The sequence below is a fragment of the Rhodanobacter hydrolyticus genome (assembly GCF_044904645.1).
In genome coordinates, this window is record NZ_JADIKK010000008.1 from 1,331,428 (window position 1) to 1,348,809 (window position 17,382).

At 65.2% G+C, this 17,382-nt stretch carries 18 protein-coding genes; 7 read left to right on the forward strand and 11 right to left on the reverse strand.

Annotation, left to right across the window (positions count from 1 at the left end):
- Positions 1 to 18: 18 nt before the first annotated feature.
- Together ISP25_RS08690 and ISP25_RS08695 are read left to right on the forward strand one after the other, a co-directional pair.
- Positions 19 to 276, forward strand: coding sequence for an exodeoxyribonuclease VII small subunit (locus ISP25_RS08690; protein WP_404613226.1), 258 nt, complete (start codon positions 19 to 21; stop codon positions 274 to 276).
- Positions 260 to 1,156, forward strand: coding sequence for a polyprenyl synthetase family protein (locus ISP25_RS08695; RefSeq protein ID WP_404613228.1), 897 nt, complete (start codon positions 260 to 262; stop codon positions 1,154 to 1,156). The genes ISP25_RS08690 and ISP25_RS08695 overlap by 17 nt, the downstream gene beginning before the upstream one ends.
- A gap of 57 nt (positions 1,157 to 1,213) precedes the next feature.
- Here the strand turns inward: ISP25_RS08695 and ISP25_RS08700 are convergent, their stop codons facing one another.
- Positions 1,214 to 1,591, reverse strand: a complete 378-nt coding sequence (locus ISP25_RS08700) for a DUF4870 domain-containing protein (protein ID WP_192154289.1) — start codon at positions 1,589 to 1,591, stop codon at positions 1,214 to 1,216.
- Between the two features lie 71 nt (positions 1,592 to 1,662).
- Positions 1,663 to 3,030, reverse strand: a complete 1,368-nt coding sequence (gene pmbA / locus ISP25_RS08705; protein WP_404613230.1) for a metalloprotease PmbA — start codon at positions 3,028 to 3,030, stop codon at positions 1,663 to 1,665.
- Positions 3,031 to 3,151: 121 nt separating this feature from the next.
- Between pmbA and ISP25_RS08710 the strand changes: the two genes are divergently transcribed.
- Together ISP25_RS08710 and yjgA are read left to right on the forward strand one after the other, a co-directional pair.
- A complete protein-coding gene (locus ISP25_RS08710; RefSeq protein ID WP_404613232.1) occupies positions 3,152 to 3,406 on the forward strand; it encodes a DUF1653 domain-containing protein in 255 nt (84 codons plus the stop codon).
- Positions 3,403 to 3,936, forward strand: coding sequence for a ribosome biogenesis factor YjgA (gene yjgA, locus ISP25_RS08715; RefSeq protein ID WP_192154283.1), 534 nt, complete (start codon positions 3,403 to 3,405; stop codon positions 3,934 to 3,936). The genes ISP25_RS08710 and yjgA overlap by 4 nt, the downstream gene beginning before the upstream one ends.
- Before the next feature lie 43 nt (positions 3,937 to 3,979).
- Here the strand turns inward: yjgA and ISP25_RS08720 are convergent, their stop codons facing one another.
- From ISP25_RS08720 to ISP25_RS08745, 6 genes are all read right to left on the reverse strand, one after another.
- Complete coding sequence (locus tag ISP25_RS08720) at positions 3,980 to 5,638, reverse strand: sensor domain-containing diguanylate cyclase (protein WP_404613234.1); 1,659 nt, start codon at positions 5,636 to 5,638, stop codon at positions 3,980 to 3,982.
- Positions 5,639 to 5,767: 129 nt separating this feature from the next.
- Positions 5,768 to 6,070: a hypothetical protein gene (locus tag ISP25_RS08725; protein ID WP_404613236.1), complete on the reverse strand. Its 303-nt coding sequence runs from the start codon at positions 6,068 to 6,070 to the stop codon at positions 5,768 to 5,770.
- A gap of 342 nt (positions 6,071 to 6,412) precedes the next feature.
- A complete protein-coding gene (locus ISP25_RS08730; protein WP_404613238.1) occupies positions 6,413 to 8,173 on the reverse strand; it encodes a tetratricopeptide repeat-containing diguanylate cyclase in 1,761 nt (586 codons plus the stop codon).
- A gap of 19 nt (positions 8,174 to 8,192) precedes the next feature.
- Positions 8,193 to 8,501 (reverse strand): hypothetical protein, encoded by a 309-nt coding sequence (locus ISP25_RS08735; RefSeq protein WP_404613240.1) that lies wholly within the window; start codon positions 8,499 to 8,501, stop codon positions 8,193 to 8,195.
- A 55-nt stretch (positions 8,502 to 8,556) separates the two neighbouring features.
- Positions 8,557 to 9,393 carry an SAM-dependent methyltransferase gene (locus ISP25_RS08740; protein ID WP_404613242.1) on the reverse strand — a complete coding sequence of 279 codons (837 nt, stop codon included), beginning with the start codon at positions 9,391 to 9,393 and terminating at the stop codon, positions 8,557 to 8,559.
- A gap of 78 nt (positions 9,394 to 9,471) precedes the next feature.
- Positions 9,472 to 11,241: a GGDEF domain-containing protein gene (locus ISP25_RS08745; RefSeq protein ID WP_404613244.1), complete on the reverse strand. Its 1,770-nt coding sequence runs from the start codon at positions 11,239 to 11,241 to the stop codon at positions 9,472 to 9,474.
- Between the two features lie 220 nt (positions 11,242 to 11,461).
- Between ISP25_RS08745 and ISP25_RS08750 the strand changes: the two genes are divergently transcribed.
- Both ISP25_RS08750 and ISP25_RS08755 read left to right on the forward strand, forming a co-directional pair.
- A complete protein-coding gene (locus ISP25_RS08750) occupies positions 11,462 to 12,964 on the forward strand; it encodes a S10 family serine carboxypeptidase-like protein (protein ID WP_192154271.1) in 1,503 nt (500 codons plus the stop codon).
- A gap of 107 nt (positions 12,965 to 13,071) precedes the next feature.
- Positions 13,072 to 13,521 carry a DUF6491 family protein gene (locus ISP25_RS08755; RefSeq protein WP_404613246.1) on the forward strand — a complete coding sequence of 150 codons (450 nt, stop codon included), beginning with the start codon at positions 13,072 to 13,074 and terminating at the stop codon, positions 13,519 to 13,521.
- Positions 13,522 to 13,581: 60 nt separating this feature from the next.
- Here ISP25_RS08755 and ISP25_RS08760 read toward each other — a convergent pair whose 3' ends face one another.
- From ISP25_RS08760 to ISP25_RS08770, 3 genes are all read right to left on the reverse strand, one after another.
- On the reverse strand, positions 13,582 to 13,962 hold the full coding sequence (locus ISP25_RS08760) for a hypothetical protein (protein ID WP_192154267.1): 381 nt from the start codon (positions 13,960 to 13,962) through the stop codon (positions 13,582 to 13,584).
- A gap of 69 nt (positions 13,963 to 14,031) precedes the next feature.
- On the reverse strand, positions 14,032 to 16,218 hold the full coding sequence (gene rlmKL, locus ISP25_RS08765) for a bifunctional 23S rRNA (guanine(2069)-N(7))-methyltransferase RlmK/23S rRNA (guanine(2445)-N(2))-methyltransferase RlmL (RefSeq protein WP_404613248.1): 2,187 nt from the start codon (positions 16,216 to 16,218) through the stop codon (positions 14,032 to 14,034).
- Positions 16,215 to 16,733, reverse strand: a complete 519-nt coding sequence (locus ISP25_RS08770; RefSeq protein ID WP_404613250.1) for an alpha/beta hydrolase — start codon at positions 16,731 to 16,733, stop codon at positions 16,215 to 16,217. Before ISP25_RS08770 ends, rlmKL begins: the two co-directional genes overlap by 4 nt.
- Before the next feature lie 63 nt (positions 16,734 to 16,796).
- Here ISP25_RS08770 and ISP25_RS08775 point away from each other — a divergent pair, with 63 nt between their 5' ends.
- Entirely contained in the window at positions 16,797 to 17,381 is a 585-nt protein-coding gene (locus tag ISP25_RS08775) for an N-acetylmuramoyl-L-alanine amidase (RefSeq protein ID WP_404613252.1), read from the forward strand.
- Position 17,382 lies beyond the last annotated feature (1 nt).

The window sequence follows — 17,382 nt, forward strand, 5'->3', positions numbered from 1 at the left end:
GCGCTAGCTTTGCGGCCCATGGCCAAGACCGCTTCCCCCGCCGCCAAGACGCCGCCAGCTGCCGATTTCGAGCAGTCGCTGGACGAACTGGAACAGTTGGTGGCGAAGATGGAAGGCGGCCAGCAAAGCCTGGACGAATCGCTGGCCTCCTTCGAGCGCGGCATCGGCCTGTACCGCCACTGCCAGCAGGCGCTGGAGCAAGCCGAACTGCGCGTGCGCCTGCTGCTCGACCCCGAAGCCCCTGACCGCGCCGAACCGTTTGAACCCGAACACTGAACTGGGGCCGGCACTGCAAGCGCTGATCCGTCGCGCCGAACAGGCGCTGGACGCGCGGCTGCCCAACGCCGAACAAGCACCCGTCGAACTGCATCGCGCCATGCGCTACGCCGTACTGGGCGGCGGCAAGCGCCTGCGCCCGTTGCTGGTCTATGCCGCTGCCCATGCACTGGGCCGCGAAGACGCCGCGCTCGACGCATCCGCCTGCGCGGTGGAACTGATCCACGCCTACTCGCTGGTGCACGACGATCTGCCCGCGATGGACGACGACGACCTGCGTCGCGGCCGTCCCACCTGCCACATCGCGTTCGGCGAGGCGATGGCGATACTCGCCGGCGATGCTCTGCAGGCGCTGGCCTTCGAGCTGCTGGCCGCACCCGATGCGTCGCCCGGCGCAGCCATCGGCATGCGCATGCTGCACGCACTGGGCCGTGCCTGCGGCGCCGAAGGCATGGCCGGCGGCCAGGCGCTGGACCTCGCCGCGGTAGGCAGGAAACTCACGCTGGCCGAGCTGGAACACATGCACGCCTGCAAGACCGGCGCGCTGATCCGCGCCTCGGTGCAGCTCGGCGCACTGGCCGCCGGCGCGGATGAAGCCACGCTCGCCTCGTTGGACCGCTACGCCGCCGCCGTGGGCCTGGCTTTCCAGGTGCGCGACGACATCCTCGACGTGGAAGGCGAATCCGCGGTGATCGGCAAGACCGCCGGCAAGGACGCCGCCGCCGACAAGCCCACCTTCCCCTCGATCATCGGACTCGACGCCTCGCGCGCGCGCCTGGCCGAACTCACCGTCATGGCGCTCGATGCCGTCGCGCCATTCGGCGCACGCGGCGGACTGCTGGTCGAGCTGGCGCACTACGCTGCGCAACGGCAACGTTGAGCCGAAACGAAAAGGCCCGCCAATGGCGGGCCTTTTCGTTTCGGCGGAACCAGTGGCTCAGTTCACCAGGCGCAACGCGAACGGATAGCGATAACTGCCGTCCGAGCTGACCTTGACCGCGGCCACGATGCAGAACACCAGGTTCGCAATCCACACCAGCACGCCAAGAAACGCGCCAATCACGATGAAGACGAGGATCCAGCAGACCAGGTGGGCAAGCAGCATGGTGATCTGGAAGTTCAGCGCCTCCTTGGCCTCGCGCACCAGGTAAGCCTTGTCGGCGCGATCCTTGTGCACCAGCCACACGATCAACGGCACAATCACGCTGAGCAGGAAGCCCGACAGGTGGGTGATCATTGCCAGGTTGCGGTCGTCACTGCTGGCCTCGGTGGTTGCGGGCGGCGATGGCGGCATCTGATCCGACGGTGTACTCATGAGCAATCCTCCCGGTTAATGGAATGCGCGCATCGCGCATGGACCAAGCGCCTGAGAGCATGCCGCAGGAATCAGCCGCCCGCCACTGTCATCCGGTCCACCAGGATCGAACCGCAAAGGATGTGCGAACGCGGATCGACATCCGCACCGACAGCGCGGATGCCGGCGTACATGTCGCGCAGGTTCGCGGCGATGGTGATTTCCTCGACCGGGTAGGCGATTGCGCCGTTCTCCACCCAGAAGCCCGCCGCACCGCGCGAGTAATCGCCGGTGATGGTGTTCACGCCCTGCCCCATCACCTCGGTGACCAGCAAGCCCGTGCCCAGCCGGCGCAGCATGTCCGCGAAGTCGCTGGCCTCGCCGTCGTCCGCGCCTGGCGCCACCCGCAGGTTATGGATGCCGCCGGCATTGCCGGTGGATTGCAGGCCGAGCTTGCGTGCCGAATAGCTGCCCAGCACGTAGCGCGCCAGCACGCCACCCTCCACCAGTGCGCTTTCGCGCGTGGCCACGCCTTCTGCATCGAAGTTGCCCGAGGCATGACCTCGCTGCAAATGCGGCTTTTCGTCGATATGCAGCCATGCCGGCATGATCGCCTTGCCGGCATGGTCGAGCAGGAAGCTGGCGCGGCGATACAGCGCGCCGCCGCTCACCGCGCCGACCAGATGGCCGACCAGCCCGCGCGCGATCTCCGGCGCGAACAGCACCGGGCATTCGCGGGTGGTCAAGCTGCGTGCGTCCAGGCGCGCCAGCGTGCGCTCGGCGGCCTTGTCGCCCAGCGCCTTGGCGCTCATGAAATCACCGGCGTCGCGCGCGCTGTCGTACCAATAGTCGCGCTGCATGCGCTCGCCTTCACCTGCGATCAACGACAGCGACAGCGAATGCCGCGTGCCGCGCTCGCGGCCCAGGAAGCCATGCGAGTTCGCGTATACCGACAGACTCTCGCCTGCCTGCACGCCGGCACCATCGGAGTTCGCGATGCCCGCATGCGCGCGGCCGGCATCCTCGATGCGCCGGCCCAGCTCGATGGCATCTGCGGTATCGATGGCCCAGGGGTGCCAAAGGTCGAGGTCGGGGAAATCCCTGGCCATGCGCGCGGCATCGGCCAGACCCGCGGCCGGATCCTCTTCGGTGAACCTGGCGATGGCGCAGGCCTGGTCCAGCGTGGCCTGGATCGAATCGGGGTTGAGGTCGGCCGTGCTGGCCGAGCCCTTGCGCTGGCCGAAGTAGACGGTGAGACCGAAGCCACGGTCGCGGGTGTGCTCCACCGTCTCCACCTCGCCCAGTCGCACGTTCACGTTGAGGCCGGTATCGATGCTTGCGGCCACCTCGGCGGCGCTGGCGCCGGCCGCGCGGGCGCGACGGATCACGTCCTCGGCGAGGTTGGCGAGGCGGTCCAGTTCCTCAAGGCTGCGGTCGGTGCTGGCGGCAATCTCGCTCACGGGAAGCTCTCAGGCAAGTCAACGGGTTGGATACAAACGGGTAGAATGCACGATCCGCGCCGTGCCGTCTCCACATGGGGGCGCCATGGCCCACCCGCAACGTACCGCGGAGCCACAGCGCATGTCGGTCGTCCCCGGCCTCTACCGCCACTACAAGGGCCAGCGCTACCGCGTGCTGGGCACCGCACGCCACAGCGAGACGGAAGAATCGTTGGTGGTGTACCAGGCGCTGTACGGCGAGTACGGCCTGTGGGTGCGCCCCGCGGCGATGTTTGCCGAAAGCGTCACCGTGGACGGCGCGCGCCTGCCCCGTTTCGCGCTGGAACAGGCCGAACCTGGCTTGCTCGAAAGCCCGCGCCTGCTGGAAAACCAATGAACCGCAATTACACCGACGACCCCGATCACGACTACGGCCCCACCCGCACGCAACAGCGCCGCGACGCGCTGGCCGTGCTGGAGCTGGCCAACCAACTGGTCGAGCTGCCGCCGACACGACTGGCGAAGCTGGACCTGCCCGACGACGTGCGCGACGAGATCGCCCATTTGCGCCGCATCACCTCGCACATCGCGCGCAAGCGCGAGCTGGCCTTTCTCGCCAAGCTGATGCGCCGCCACGACACCGAGGCCTTCGACTCGGTGCGCGCCGCACTGGGCGAGAACCGCGACCGCCAGCGGCAGGAGACGGCCGCGATGCATCGCATGGAAGCGCTGCGCGAACGCCTGTTGGGCGACGATGGCGATGCGGCGGCTTCGGAACTGATCGAGCAGCATCCCGGCGTGGACCGTCAGCACCTGCGTGCCTTGATCCGCCAGGCACGCGTCGAAAAAACCACGCCGAACAAACCGCCACGTGCATATCGCGAGCTGTTCCAACTGCTCAAGTCGATGCAGGGCGACGAAACGTAAAAACGCACCAGCCGGCGCACGCCGGCCGAACCGTCACGACGGATCAGACCGCGGCGAGGTCCTCAGCTCCGGCCATCACGCGATTGCGGCCGCCGCGCTTGGCGCCGTACAGCGCGGCATCGGCGGCGGTACAGAGGTTGCGCAAATCATGGCCGTCGGTGTCGGTGAAAGCGAGGCCGACGCTGGTGGACACCGCCACCACGACACCGTCGAGCTCCACTGCGGTGGCTTCGATGGTGGCGCGCATGCGCTCGGCAATGGCAATACCCTGCTCGCGCGAACAGTCCACCAGCAGGATGCCGAACTCCTCGCCGCCGAGGCGGCCGAACAGATCAACGATGCGCAGATGCTGTTTGCAGGCACCTACCACGCGGCACAGCACTTCGTCGCCCATGGCGTGGCCGTGGCTGTCGTTGATGCGCTTGAAGTGATCGAGGTCGATGATGGCCAGGCAAGCCATGCCCTTGCGGCGCTCCAGTTGATGCAGCAGGCGCCCGGCCTCGTCCATGAAATGCTGGCGGTTGTAGATGGAGGTGAGGCCATCGAGATGCGACAGCCGCTTGAAACGTAATTGCGAGTGCTTGAGCCGGAGCATCAACACCACCGCGAAGCCCAATGCCATCAGCAGCAGCACGAGATAGAGCCGATTGGCCTCGGCCGTCTTGGCATCCAGCTTCTGTTGCGCAAGCAACCCGGTGTTCTGCTCGCTCAGCTTTTCCGTATCCAGCTTCTGCGCCAGCACGTGCTGCTGCACTGCTTCGTAAGCCAAGGCACGCGCATGAATGTCGTCGAGGTAGGCCTTGTCCAGTGCGGCGAACTTCTCGTGATAGTCGAGTGCGGCGGCGGCGTGGCCCTGCTTTTTCTCGATGCGGTAGAGCACCTCGTAGGGTTCTTTCAGGAACTCACCGAAATCGCCTGATCGCGCTTGAGCAACGACGGCCAACGCCGCCTGCCGAGCGGCATCGTTCTCGCCCAGTTCGGCCAACGCCCACGCCCGATCCCCCAGCGCGCTCAGTTTGCTGGGGACGTAGCCGTTGGCCTCGACGCTGGACTGGAGTCGGTCGAGCAAGGCCAGCGCCTCGCGCGGCTCACCGTCGTGGGCACACAGATCGGCAAGCATTAGCATGAGGTCCGTGTGGTACACCGGCTCAGAAGCCGCGGGGCAAGCAGCCAGTGCCTGCTGCAGTTCCGGGCTATTGGGCTGGAGCCTGTGGCCGTTGAAGAGCACATCGACCAGTTCGGAGACGGGATAGCACATATGGCCATCAACCGGAACGGCAGCCATTGCCATGTGCGCATAGTGCACGGCCAGATCGATCTGCCCGGCAGAGCCCATCGCTTGCGACAGGTTCAGCAATAGCGAGAAGCGCACTTGAGCATCCGTAATCTGCGGCAGGCGTGTTGCAAGGTGATCAGCCAGCTCGAACGCCTCTGTGTAGCGGCGGGTGAGTCCATACTGGCTCAACAGCATGGACGACGCGCGATCCGCCAACCGCGGATTGCCGGAGTGCTGGATGATGTCCTGAAACAACTTCTCCGACCTGGCGTAATCGCTCTCGTACATGGCCTCCCACGCGTTGAGATAGCGCAGGCGCCATTGCTGATCCGGCGTCAAACTGGCGGCCTGCTGGTTAAGCTTGGCCAGTACCAGCAGGGAGCGTTGATGGTCGGTGAGCTGCAGATCCCAAGCTTGCTTTAACAAGGCATTGGGGTCCGCAACAGGCATGGCTGCATGAGCTGCCTGAAACCACAAGCAACTTGTGAGAGCCACGCCTGCGAGCCATCGCCTCAGGCTGTTCGGCCACCGAGGCATGCATTACACCTGCCTGCTTCAGTGAGACTTTTTGGCAGGCGGATGTGACGGTGCCTTGTCAGGATGCCGCTCCCTTTGCGGAACATCACATTCGCCGTCATCGTCATCCTGATGGCCAGGCGCATGCGTCTGAGGGGTCTGCGGCATCTGCTGAAGCCCGAATTCATCGCGCAGTGGCGCACCGTCACCCAAGGTCACCGCCACCCTTAGTTCGACGCTGGCCTGCGTCTGTTTCAGCACCGCATTCAACTCGTCCGCCTGCGCGTAACGCAGCGATGCATCACTGCCGATGGCTTCCAGCAACTCGATCGTATCGGTCATGTCGTCCCCCTGTTCCTCTTGGTCACGTCGGCGCCTTCCTATCGCGCCGCCCCTGGATTCAAGCCGCTGCGGCGTCCAGCGCCTGCAACCGCCCCAGCATCGCACGGTTCGGTTGCAAGGTCACGGCATGCGGCAGCACCACGGTTCCCCGGCCACCAAGGGTACTTCAGCCAGCCTGTGCAGCGAAGTGAGGCGGGGAACCGGCGTCATGCCCGGCCTCGCGCGGACAAGGCGCCCGCGGGCGGGGCGCGTCCGGGGAAGAGAAGGTGACGCTTGGCCATCCGGCGGCCTCGACTGGCTCCAACTGCATGAGGCCGGGAAGCCCCCAGCACGCCATGCGCATCAGGCCATCGCGAGATCTTCGACACCGGCCATCACGCAATTACGGCCACCACGCTTGGCGCCGTACAGCGCGGCGTCGGCTCCGGTGCACAGGCTGCGCAGGTCGTAGCCGGCGGCATCGGTGAAGGCGAGGCCGATGCTGGTCGATATCTTCACGACCACGCTGTCGAGCTCCACGGAAGTGGCTTCGATGGCCGCACGGATCCGCTCGGCGATCGCAATGCTCTGCTCGCGCGAGCAATCCACCAGCAGGATGCCGAACTCCTCGCCGCCGAGGCGGCCGAACAGGTCGACGGTACGCAGGTGCTGTTTGCAGGCAGCCACCACGCGACGCAGCACCTCGTCGCCCATGGCATGTCCATGGGTATCGTTGATGCTCTTGAAGTGGTCGAGGTCGATGATGGCCACGCAGGCCGCGCCCCTCCGCTTCTCCAACTGGTACAGCAGGCGCCCGGCCTCGCCCATGAAGTGCTGGCGGTTGTAGATGGCAGTCAAACCATCGAGGTGCGACAAGCGCTTGAAGCGCAGCTGTGAACGCTTGAGCCGGAACATCGCCAATGCACCAAAGCCCAGCGCCATGAGCAGCAGCACTAGGTAGAGCCGGTTGGCCTCGGCCGTCTTGGCGTCCAGCTTCTGCTGCGCGCGCAGCCCGGCGTTCTGCTCACTCAGCTTTTCCGTGTCCAGCTTCTGCGCCAGCACGTGCTGCTGCACTGCTTCGTAGGCCAGCGCGCGCGCATGGATGTCGTCGAGGTAGGCCTTGTCCAGTGCAGCGAATTTTTCGTGATAGTCGAGGGCGGCGGCTGTATTACCTTGCTTTTTCTCGATGCGGTAGAGCACCTCGTAGGCGTCTTTCAGCCAGTCGCTCGATGGGTCCATAGCGACGACGGACAAGGCCACCTTCCGTGCAGAGCCATCGTTACCGATAACAGCCAACGCCTGCGCCCGGTTCACCAGGGCTTCCAGCTTGTTGGGAACGTAGCCGTCGACATTGATGGCAGGTGCAATCTGGTCGAGTAGGGCCAGCGCCTTGCGAGGCTGACCTTCGTTTAGATACAGCGCGACAAGCGTAAGTTGCAAGTCTGTGCTGTACACCGGCACCTTCGCCGCGGTGCAGGCATCAATGGCTTGCTGAAGCTCTGGACTGTCGAGTTTGAGCCGATGACCATTGGAAAGTGCTTGAACAAGACTGGAAGCGGAATAGCATGAGCCCTTGCCAGCAGGAGCAACTGCCATCGCCATACGCGCATAGTGCACGGCCAAGTCGGTCTGGCCAGCCAAACCCAATGATTGCGAGAGGTTCAATAGAATCGCGAAGCGGCCCTTTGCATCCGTGACTTGTGGCAAGCGTGCTGTAAGGTGATTGGCCAGCTCAAACGCGTCCGTGTAATGCCGGGTGATGCCAAACTGGCTTAGCAGCAACGCGGAAGCACGATCAGCCCAGATCGGATTGCTGGAATGCCGAATGATGTCCTGAAATAGTGTCTCCGACTTCGCGTAATCGCTCTCATACATGGCCTCCCATGCATTCAGATAACGCAGGTGCCACTGCTGATCCGGTGTCAACAGGGCAGTCTCCTGATTAAGCGATGCCAGCTGCTGCAGGGATTGCGGATGATCCGTGATCTGCAACGTTTCGGTTAGGTCGAGAGTTTCACCTGTATCAGCAATAGACGTGTTGGCATAACTGACCTGCCAACACAGGCCACAGACGAAACCCACACAGACGGTATATCGCTGCAGACTGCGTGACCACCGGGACATGTCGTTACACCTGTCATGCTCAGTGCGAGGAGTCCCGCTTAGCGGAGGAAAGTGAAGAGCGATCCGGCTCGGGCTGATCCGGCATGGGAACGTCAGTTTCTTCTTCCTCTTCGTCCCCATGGCCCGGCGCTTGCGTTTGGGGCGTTTGTTGCACTTGCTGGATTCCCAGCTCATGACGCAATGGCGCACCATCGCCCAACGTCACCGCGGCGCTGAATTCAGCACTCGCATTCACCAACTCCAGCACGTCCTTCAACTCGTCAGTCTGCGCATAACGCAGCGACGCATCGCTGCCGATAGCTTCCAGCAACTCGATCGTATCGGTCATATGTTCCCCCTGTTCTACATGTTCGGCTGGCATCGACGTGCCACACCGCTTCGCTTCAGGCCACAGCGCCTTCCCTTTCCCTTGCATCCAGCGCCTGCAGCCGCTCCAGCATCGCACGGTTCGGCTGCAAGGTCACGGCTGGCGGTAGCACCACGGTTTCCTCGGCGGTCAACAATACCTCGGCCAGTTCGCGCAGGGTGATGCGCTGGATGCGCGGCCGCTCGATGGGCAGGGTGGCGCCGCGGTAGACGATGACCTCGTGATCGGACGGATAGTCCTGCTCCAGCCGTTCCACCAGCAAGGCACGATAGGCGGCCGCGGTGTCGAAACGCCCCACCGACCGGTTGCCGATTACCCCAACCTGCCACAGCACCAGGTAACCGGCGGGATCGATGCGCCGCTCGCAGTACAGCAGCTGGCTGGCCTCGAAGTGCTGGCAACCGTATCGCCCGGGGTCGAAGCCGAGGTCGGCGTACAGGCAGTCCTCGGCGGAGATGCCCGGCTCCATATGCGCCTCGTAGCCTTCCGCGCGGGCCTGCTCAATGACCTTGTGCGGCGACCACGCGAAGATGCCGGGATGACCATAGAACACGCCACAGACCTGCTTGCCGGCGCGCAATTCGTCCATCATCAGCGCCACCCACTCGCGGTAGGTCTTCATGCGCGGCTTGCCCTCGGCGTAGTAGGGCTGCAGGCTGCGCACGTCCGGGTGCATGCGTTTCAGCCACTCCTCCGCGATGGCGTCGGAGAGTGCGGCGAACACCACGTCAGCCTGCAGAATGTGGCTGCGTGCCAGCGGAGTGAGGTGGGAGCCCAGCGTCATGCCCAGGCCCACGCATGCAAGGCGGCCACGGCCGGGAATGTTCAGGGAAGGAAGAATGGAATGGGTCATCTGGCGATCTTAGCGAATTTTCCTCCCTGCGCTCGCGGCAGCATGGGAGGGACACGGCGTTTCAACGCATCGCGTACCTCAGGCCATCGCCAGGCTTTCCACGCCAGTCATCACGCAGTTGCGCCCGTCATGCTTGGCCCGGTACAGCGCGGCATCGGCCTCGGTGCAGAGACGATGCAGGTCGTGGCCGATGCCATCGGTAAAGGCCAGGCCGATGCTGGTGGAAACCGTCACGATCACGCCATCGAGTTCCACCACGGTGGCCTCGATGGTGGCGCGGATGTGTTCGGCAATCGCCACACCCTGCTCGCTAGAGCAGTCCACCAGCAGGATGCCGAACTCCTCGCCGCCGAGACGGCCGAACAGGTCGGCGATGCGCAGGTGTTGGCGGCAGGCGTCCACCACGCGGCGCAGCACCAGGTCGCCCGTGGCGTGGCCGTGGCTGTCGTTGATGCGCTTGAAGTGATCCAGGTCGATGAAGGCCAGGCAGGCCGCGCCCTTGCGCTTCTCCGACTGGCGCAGCGCGCGATCGGCCTCACCCATGAAGTGTTGGCGGTTGTAGATGGCGGTCAGTCCATCGAGGTGTGACAGTCGCTTGAAGCGCAGCTGCGAGCGTTTGAGCCGGAACATCCATAGCGCGCCGAAACCCAGCGCCATGAGCAGCAGCGCGAGGTAAAGCCGGTTGGCCTCGGCCGTCTTGGCGTCCAGTTGCTGCTGCGTGCGCAGGTCGGCGTTCTGCTGGCTCAGCTTTTCCGTCTCCAGCTTCTGCGCCAGCACGTGCTGCTCCACCGCTTCGTACGCCAAGGCGCGTGCATGGATGTCGTCGAGGTAGGCCTTGTCCAACGCGGCGAACTTCTCGTAGTAGCCGAGCGCGGCGGCGGCATTCCCCTGCTTTTTCTCGACGTGGTAGAGCACCTCGTAGGCCTCTTTCAACCATGCGTCGATGTCGCCCGATTTCCCCTCGGCGACGACCGCCGACGCCAATCGCCTGGCGGCATCGTCCTCGCCCAAGGCAGCCAGTGCGGATGCTCTGTCAACCAACGCCGACAATCTGGCTGGAACATAGCCATTGGTGTCGATTCTGGGCTGGATCCGGTCGATCAGCGCAAGCACCTTGCGCGGCTGCCCTTCCTGCAGGAGCAGGTCGGCGAGTATGAGTTGCAAGTTGGTGTTGTACAGCGACACCGTGGTCACCGGGCAGGCCTCGAAAGCCTGTTGCAGCTCCGGGCTGTCGGATTTGAGCCGCTTGCCGTAGTACAGCACCTCGACCAGTATCGAAGCGGGGTAGCACTGGCTTTCGCCGGCAGGAACGGTCGCCATCGCCATGCGCGCGTAGCGCACGGCCAGATCGGTCTGACCGGCGGATCCCATCACCTGGGACAGGTTGGACAGCAGCAGGCGGCGATCCTTGGCATCCGTGACCTGGGGCAGGCGCGCCGCGACACGATTGGCCAGCTCGAACGCCTCGGTGTAATGCCGGGCAGCCCCGAGTTGGCTCAGCAGCGCGGCAGAGGCATGGTTCGCCAACTGCTGATTGCCGGAACGCTCGATGACATCACTGAGCATGGCCTCCGACTTGGCGTAGTCCCCCTGGTACATGACCTCCCAGGCGTTGAGATAGCGCATCTGCCATTGCTGGGCGGGCGTCAGGTTGGCGGCCTGCTGGTTGAGCTGGGCCAGCACTTGCAAGGATCGCGCGTGATCTGTGACCTGCAGTGCATAGATCTGCTTGATCAGAGCATCCGGATTGGCCAAGGCCGCAACGGCCAGGCCGGTCTGCCAGCACAGGCAGCCTGCGAGGCCCGCCCACACGAGCCGCGTTCTGGTGCTGCCGAATAGCCAAGCCATGCCCCACCCCCATGAACTCGCACAACAACAGGTCACATCCGGCCTCCGCCCGCGGCACCTGTCCGTTGCCCGTTCCATCCTCCACAGCCCTACAAGCATGGCATGGTTCGCCTGCGAGGTCACCGTGGCGCTCGTAGCGCCTCGCCATCCATGCCATCAGGCACGGTTGCGCCGCAGCGCGGCTCGCTAGGCTAGGGCTTTTCCACGCGAGGACACACCCGTGCGCAAGCCGCTGCAAACGAGCCTGCTGGCAGCCCTGCTGTTGGCCGGTTTCCACCACTCGGCACTGGCTGCCGACAAGAAGCCGCCAGCGGCGGAAGCACCAGGTACCGGCAATGGCTTCCAGTTGCCACCTTTCCCAGCCGACGCGCATGTTGCGCAATCCGCCACGGCCGGCGGCCATACGTTGTCGTACACCGCCACCGTGGGCTCGCTGCCTGTGCGCGACGACACGGGCAAGGTGATCGCTCAAGTGATGTTCACCGCCTACACCATGCCCGGCAAAAATCGCCCGGTGACCTTCGCGCTGAATGGCGGCCCTGGCGCCTCCTCGGTGTACCTCAACCTCGGCGCCATCGGCCCGAAGAAGGTGAACTTCGGCGTGGAAGGCGACAACCCGTCCGACCCCGCCATGCTGCATGACAACCCCGGCACCTGGCTGGGCTTCACCGATCTGGTGTTCATCGACCCGGTAGGCACCGGCTTCAGTCGCGCGCTGGTGGACGACAAGGAAGCCACCAAGGATTTCTACAGCACCAACAGCGACATCCATTACCTCTCGCGCATCATCTACGACTGGCTGCTCAAGAACGGCCGCATGGAGTCGCGCAAGTACCTGGTGGGCGAGAGCTACGGCGGCTTCCGCGGCCCGCGCATCACCGACTATCTGCAGACCCAGCTGGGCGTGGCGATGAACGGCGTGGTGCTGCTGTCGCCCTATCTCGATCCAGCAGCGTCGGACGACGAGAATGTCTCGCCGCTGCCGTGGATGCTCACCCTGCCGTCCATCGCCGCCGCGCACCTGGAGCGCGAGGGCAAGCTCGACGCGCAATCGATGCAATCCATCATCGACTACACGCGCACCACCTATGCCGACACGCTGATGCAGGGTCGCAGCAACCCGGCTGCTACCGACGCGATGATTCGCAAGGTGACCGCACTCACCGGCCTCGACCCGTTGTTCGTACAGCGCTCGGGCGGCCGGCTGGAAACCCAGGCCTACCTGCGCGAGGTGTACCGCGCCGAAGGCAAGCTGGGTAGCCGCTACGACTCCAACGTCACTGCCTGGGATCCCTTCCCCTACGCGCCGCATCAGACCTCGGGCGACCCCATCCTCAATGGCATCATCGCCCCCACCACCACCGCGATGGTGAACTTCGTCACCCAGACCGTGGGCTGGAAATACGACGGACGCTACAGCGCGCTGAGCTACGACGTGGGTCGCATGTGGCACGACGACGAAGACGCCAACAACGGCTCGGTGGCGCAACTGCGCGAAGCGGTAGCGAACGACCCCGGCCTGCGCGTGCTGATCGCCCACGGCTGGGACGACCTCTCCTGCCCGTTCATGGCTTCGGTGCTGATCGTGGACCAGATGCCTGCGATGGGCGACCCGACCCGCGTACAGGTGAAGGAATACCCAGGTGGCCATATGTTCTATGCGCGGCCGTCGAGCCAAGCAGACCTGCTGCGGGACGTGAAGACCTTGTACGGGGTGAATTGAGAACGCCTTGCCCGTTCCCGCAAGCGGGAGCGGGCGCCTTTCACGCCGTCCACCACGCTTTCGCACCATAATCGCCATCCACATCCACGTCGGCGATGAGGTGCACCATGAAGACCGTCACAGCCAGTCTGCTTGCATTGTCTCTCGCGGCAATCTCGACCGCTGCATCCGCACAGACGCCGCCGCATGCGCCCGCCTATACGCCCATGCGTCCGGTTTCCGACTGCCTGCGCACCGACCGCATCACCGAGTGGCACCTGGTGGACTCGCGCACGATCACCGTGCGCAACGGCCCCAACCGCTTCCTTGTGAAGCTGCAAGCCTCTTGCCCGCAGCTGAGCTACGGGCCGCCCACCCTGCGGTTCGGGACCAGCAAGGCAAACCAGGGGACCGCTCCCTTCAGCATCTGCGGCGAGGCGGGCGAATCGGTGCGTTCGACGCAGCCACCGCCCTGCCCGATCCAGTCAGTGCGCCAGCTCGACAAGACCACGTTTGACAAGCTCAGCGCACATGCCAAGCGCAACGGCAGCGGTGCGGATCAACCCACGCAGCCCTGAGTACCTGAAAGCAAAGAGCCCGGCAGATGCCGGGCTCTTTGTTTACCTTGCTACGAACGGTCAGTTGCCGTAGTAGGGCGCGCTGCCCACATACTGTGTGGGATAGCCGTTGCTGTAAATCACCGTGGTCTGCGGCGGCGGAGCAGCCTGATACACCACCGTGGCAGGCGGCCCGTACACCACCGGCGCCGGCGCGTAATACACCGGGGGCGGCGGCGCCAGGACACTTCCTACGACGCCGGCCACTGCACCTGCGACGATTGCACCGGCGATCCAACGGCCACCCACCCAGTGACCACCACCGTGGTAGTAGCCGCCATGGTAACCGCCGTAGTAACCGCCATGGCCCCAGTCATGCGCGGACGCGCTCAGCGGCAACGCCACCGCCGCGGCAACAGCCATACCGATAGCCAAAACCTTGCCGACATTACGCTTGGACATGGGGAAAACCCTCCTGTTGATCTGCGGAACAGATGCTCGGACTTCCGCACTTAATCCGAACTGAAGGGTTCAAGATTTCGGCCGGGCCTCGCTCCACGGATTGAACTCGCCTTCAGGCTTGCGATGGCGCAGCAGCCAGCAGCCGTGGATGTCGGCGCGGCGGGCGAAGTCGAACGGAATGCTGGCGGCACTCCAGTCTTCGATGTCGAAGCGTTCCGCCAGCGTGGCTTCGTCCAGCTTGAAGCGACGGAAGTTGTTGGAGAAAACGATCACGCCATCGTTGGTCAGCCGCTCGGCGCAGGCCTCGAGCAGGGCGACGTGATCGCGCTGCACGTCGAAATCGTCGGCGCGCTTGGAGTTGGAGAAGGTCGGCGGATCGACATAGATCAGGCCGTAGTGCGCACGATCCTGGCGCAGGAAACTCACCGCATCGGCCTGCATCAGCCGGTGCCTGGCGCCGGTGAAGCCGTTGAGCGCCAGGTTGCGCGAAGCCCATTCGAGATAGGTGGCCGACAGGTCCACGCTGGTGGTATCGCGTGCGCCGCCCGCCGCCGCGTATACGCTGGCGGTGGCGGTATAAGCGAACAGGTTGAGGAAGCGCTTGTTCGCTGCCAGCTCGCGCAACCTGGCTCGCACCAGCCGGTGGTCGAGAAACAAGCCGGTGTCCAGGTAGTCGGTGAGGTTGACGCGGAATTGCAGGCCGCCCTCCTCCACTTCCAGGAACTCGCCACGCTGGTCGAACTGCCCGTACTTGGAGCCCCCCTTGCCGCGCTCGCGCGTCTTGAGTGCGATGCGCTCGCGCGGCACCGCGAACACTTCGCCGGACACGCGCGCGATCTCGCGCAAACGCTGGCGCGCCACCTCGGCCGGCACGTCGGCGGGGGCGCGGTATTCCTGCACGTGCAGCCAGGTGTCGCCGCCTTCGCGGGCGTAGACGTCGACGGCGGCGGCGTATTCGGGCAAGTCCTGGTCATAGGCGCGCCAGCAATGAATACCCTCGCGCGCTAGCCGCTTGCGCAGATGCTTGAGGTTCTTCTCGAGCCGGTTCTTCAGCATCTGCGCGCCGGCAGAGAGCGGCTTCGGTTCGCGCGGCGCCTCGTCACGCGCACGAATTTCGAACGTGAGCAGTTGGGTTTCCAGCGCGCCGTTGTAGAGCGCGTATTTCTTTTCGGCATGCAGGCCCAGTGCACGCCCCAGCTCCGCATCGCCTGCCAGCACGGCGGCGCGCCAGCCTGCGAATTGCGTGCGCAGGCGTTCGCCCAGCGCATGGTAAAGCGCAGGCATCTGCGCGCGTTCGCCCAGCCGCTCGCCATACGGCGGATTGGTGATCACGAGGCCGCGCGCCACGCCTGCCGGCGGTTCGGCATGCGCCATGTCGCGCTTTTCCAGCGTGAAGAAACCGGCCACAGCCGCCTCCTGCGCGTTGCGCTTGGCGGTCTGCACCATGCGCGGGTCGGCGTCGCTGCCGAAGAAGCAGGGACGCAACTGCTTCAGCCCCGTTTCGGCGCGCTGGCGCGCCTCGTCCAACAGCCCGCGCCACAGCGCGATGTCGTGCTGCTGCCAGCCGAGGAACCCGTAGTAGTCGCGACGCCAGCCCGGCGCCACGTCGGCTGCCATCAGCGCAGCCTCGACCAGCAAGGTGCCCGAGCCGCACATGGGGTCGAGCAGTGCGCCGCCATCGGCGTAGATTTCCGGCCAGCGCGCGCGCAGCAGCATGGCGGCAGCAAGGTTTTCCTTCAGCGGCGCTTCGCCCTGCAATTCGCGCCAACCGCGGCGATGCAGCGGGGAACCGGCCAGGTCCAACGACAGCGTGGCGCGGTCGCGCTTCAGTCGCAGGTTGAGGCGCACGTCCGGTTCTTCGGTGTCCACGCCGGGACGGGTGCCGCCCTGCTGGCGAAACTGGTCGACTACCGCATCCTTCACCCGCTGGGCGAGGAACTGGCTGTGTGTGAGCTTGCTCAGCGCGGTGTGCGCATCCACCGCCAGCGTGGCGTGCGCGGCGAGGTGCTTCGACCAATCGGTGGCCTGCACGCCGGCATACAGCGCATCGTCCGTGGCCGCGTCGAACTCGGTCAGCGGCAACAGGATGCGACTGGCGAGGCGCGACCATAGACAGGCGCGATAGGCGGTTTCCAGTGGGCCGGCGAAATGCACGCCAGCCAGCGCCTCGCGAACTTCCTCTGCGCCCAGCGCCGCCAGTTCGTCGCGCAGCAGGTATTCCAGGCCCTTGGGACAGGTGGCGAACCAGCGGCTCATGCCAGTGCTCCCAGCAGGACATCGAACTGCGCGGCGATCGCGTCCATGCTCGCCAGCAGCCGGTGGTCATCGTCCAGCAACAACAAGGGCAGCCGGCGACGCTCGGCAAAAGCCTGCACGCCCGCCACTGGGCAAAGCTCGTCGCGCCAGCCATGGACCATCAGCGTGGGCACACCGGCGCGAAGGTCCAGCGCCTGCGGGCAGGCAGGAATCGCGGGCGGCGTGGCGAGCAGGAACAAGGCAGCCACCGGTGCCTCCAGCGAAACCAGCGCCGAAGCGAACGCCCCCATGCTGGAACCCACCAGCACGGGCGGTGCATCGCAAGCCGCGATGGCGGCGCGCAGGCGGGCCACACGCGGCGTCACCGCGCTGGCGTAGCCCGAGGCGTCATCCGCGCCGAAATCGGGGCGTTCGGTGCGCCAGCCCCGCGCCTCGGCCCGGGCGGCCAGCGCGCTGATCTTGGTGGCGCCCGGACCGGAATCCGAACCGTGCGAAAGGATGATCTGGCCGCGCATGGCGGTCTCCGGTACAGGCTGCAGGACGCCCATGATAACTGGCCGCCATGCGAGACTAGTCGCATGTCTGCGCTTTCCATCAATGACCAACCCCTGTCCTATGCGGCGAAACTGCCCGAGCGTCCCGCCAGCGCGGTGACCCTGGTGGTGATCCACTGCACCGAGCTGCCCGACCTCGCGACCGCGCGCGAGTACGGCGAAAAAGTGCTGTACGACAGCGGCGCCGGCAACAGCGGCCACTACTACATCGACCGCGACGGTGCCGCCTACCGCTACGTGCCCGGCACCCGCGTGGCCCACCACGTGCGCGGCCACAATGCCGAGTCCATCGGCATCGAACTGGTGAACTCCGGCCGCTTCCCGCACTGGTTCGACTCGCGCCGGCAGGCCATGGACGAGCCATACACTGCCGCCCAGATCACCACGTTGCGCGAACTGCTGGCGGCGCTGCAACGGGAATTTCCGAACCTGCACCGGATCGCCGGCCACGAGGATCTCGACACCGCGATGGTGCCGGCCAGCGACGATCCGGCCAGACAGGTATGGCGCAAGCGCGATCCCGGGCCGCTGTTCCCGTGGGATGCCGTCGTACCCGACAGTGGACTGCAGCGGCTGCGCCAGACTGCGGCGATATCCATCGACCCGTAAC

Coding starts and splice junctions, on each gene's coding strand:
- ISP25_RS08690 (WP_404613226.1), top strand. CDS start 19: ATGGCCAAGACCGCTTCCCCCGCCGCCAAGACGCCGCCAGCTGCCGAT.
- ISP25_RS08700 (WP_192154289.1), bottom strand. CDS start 1,591: ATGAGTACACCGTCGGATCAGATGCCGCCATCGCCGCCCGCAACCACC.
- ISP25_RS08710 (WP_404613232.1), top strand. CDS start 3,152: ATGTCGGTCGTCCCCGGCCTCTACCGCCACTACAAGGGCCAGCGCTAC.
- yjgA (WP_192154283.1), top strand. CDS start 3,403: ATGAACCGCAATTACACCGACGACCCCGATCACGACTACGGCCCCACC.
- ISP25_RS08725 (WP_404613236.1), bottom strand. CDS start 6,070: ATGACCGATACGATCGAGTTGCTGGAAGCCATCGGCAGTGATGCATCG.
- ISP25_RS08730 (WP_404613238.1), bottom strand. CDS start 8,173: ATGTCCCGGTGGTCACGCAGTCTGCAGCGATATACCGTCTGTGTGGGT.
- ISP25_RS08735 (WP_404613240.1), bottom strand. CDS start 8,501: ATGACCGATACGATCGAGTTGCTGGAAGCTATCGGCAGCGATGCGTCG.
- ISP25_RS08740 (WP_404613242.1), bottom strand. CDS start 9,393: ATGACCCATTCCATTCTTCCTTCCCTGAACATTCCCGGCCGTGGCCGC.
- ISP25_RS08745 (WP_404613244.1), bottom strand. CDS start 11,241: ATGGCTTGGCTATTCGGCAGCACCAGAACGCGGCTCGTGTGGGCGGGC.
- ISP25_RS08755 (WP_404613246.1), top strand. CDS start 13,072: ATGAAGACCGTCACAGCCAGTCTGCTTGCATTGTCTCTCGCGGCAATC.
- ISP25_RS08760 (WP_192154267.1), bottom strand. CDS start 13,962: ATGTCCAAGCGTAATGTCGGCAAGGTTTTGGCTATCGGTATGGCTGTT.
- rlmKL (WP_404613248.1), bottom strand. CDS start 16,218: ATGAGCCGCTGGTTCGCCACCTGTCCCAAGGGCCTGGAATACCTGCTG.
- ISP25_RS08770 (WP_404613250.1), bottom strand. CDS start 16,733: ATGCGCGGCCAGATCATCCTTTCGCACGGTTCGGATTCCGGTCCGGGC.
- ISP25_RS08775 (WP_404613252.1), top strand. CDS start 16,797: ATGTCTGCGCTTTCCATCAATGACCAACCCCTGTCCTATGCGGCGAAA.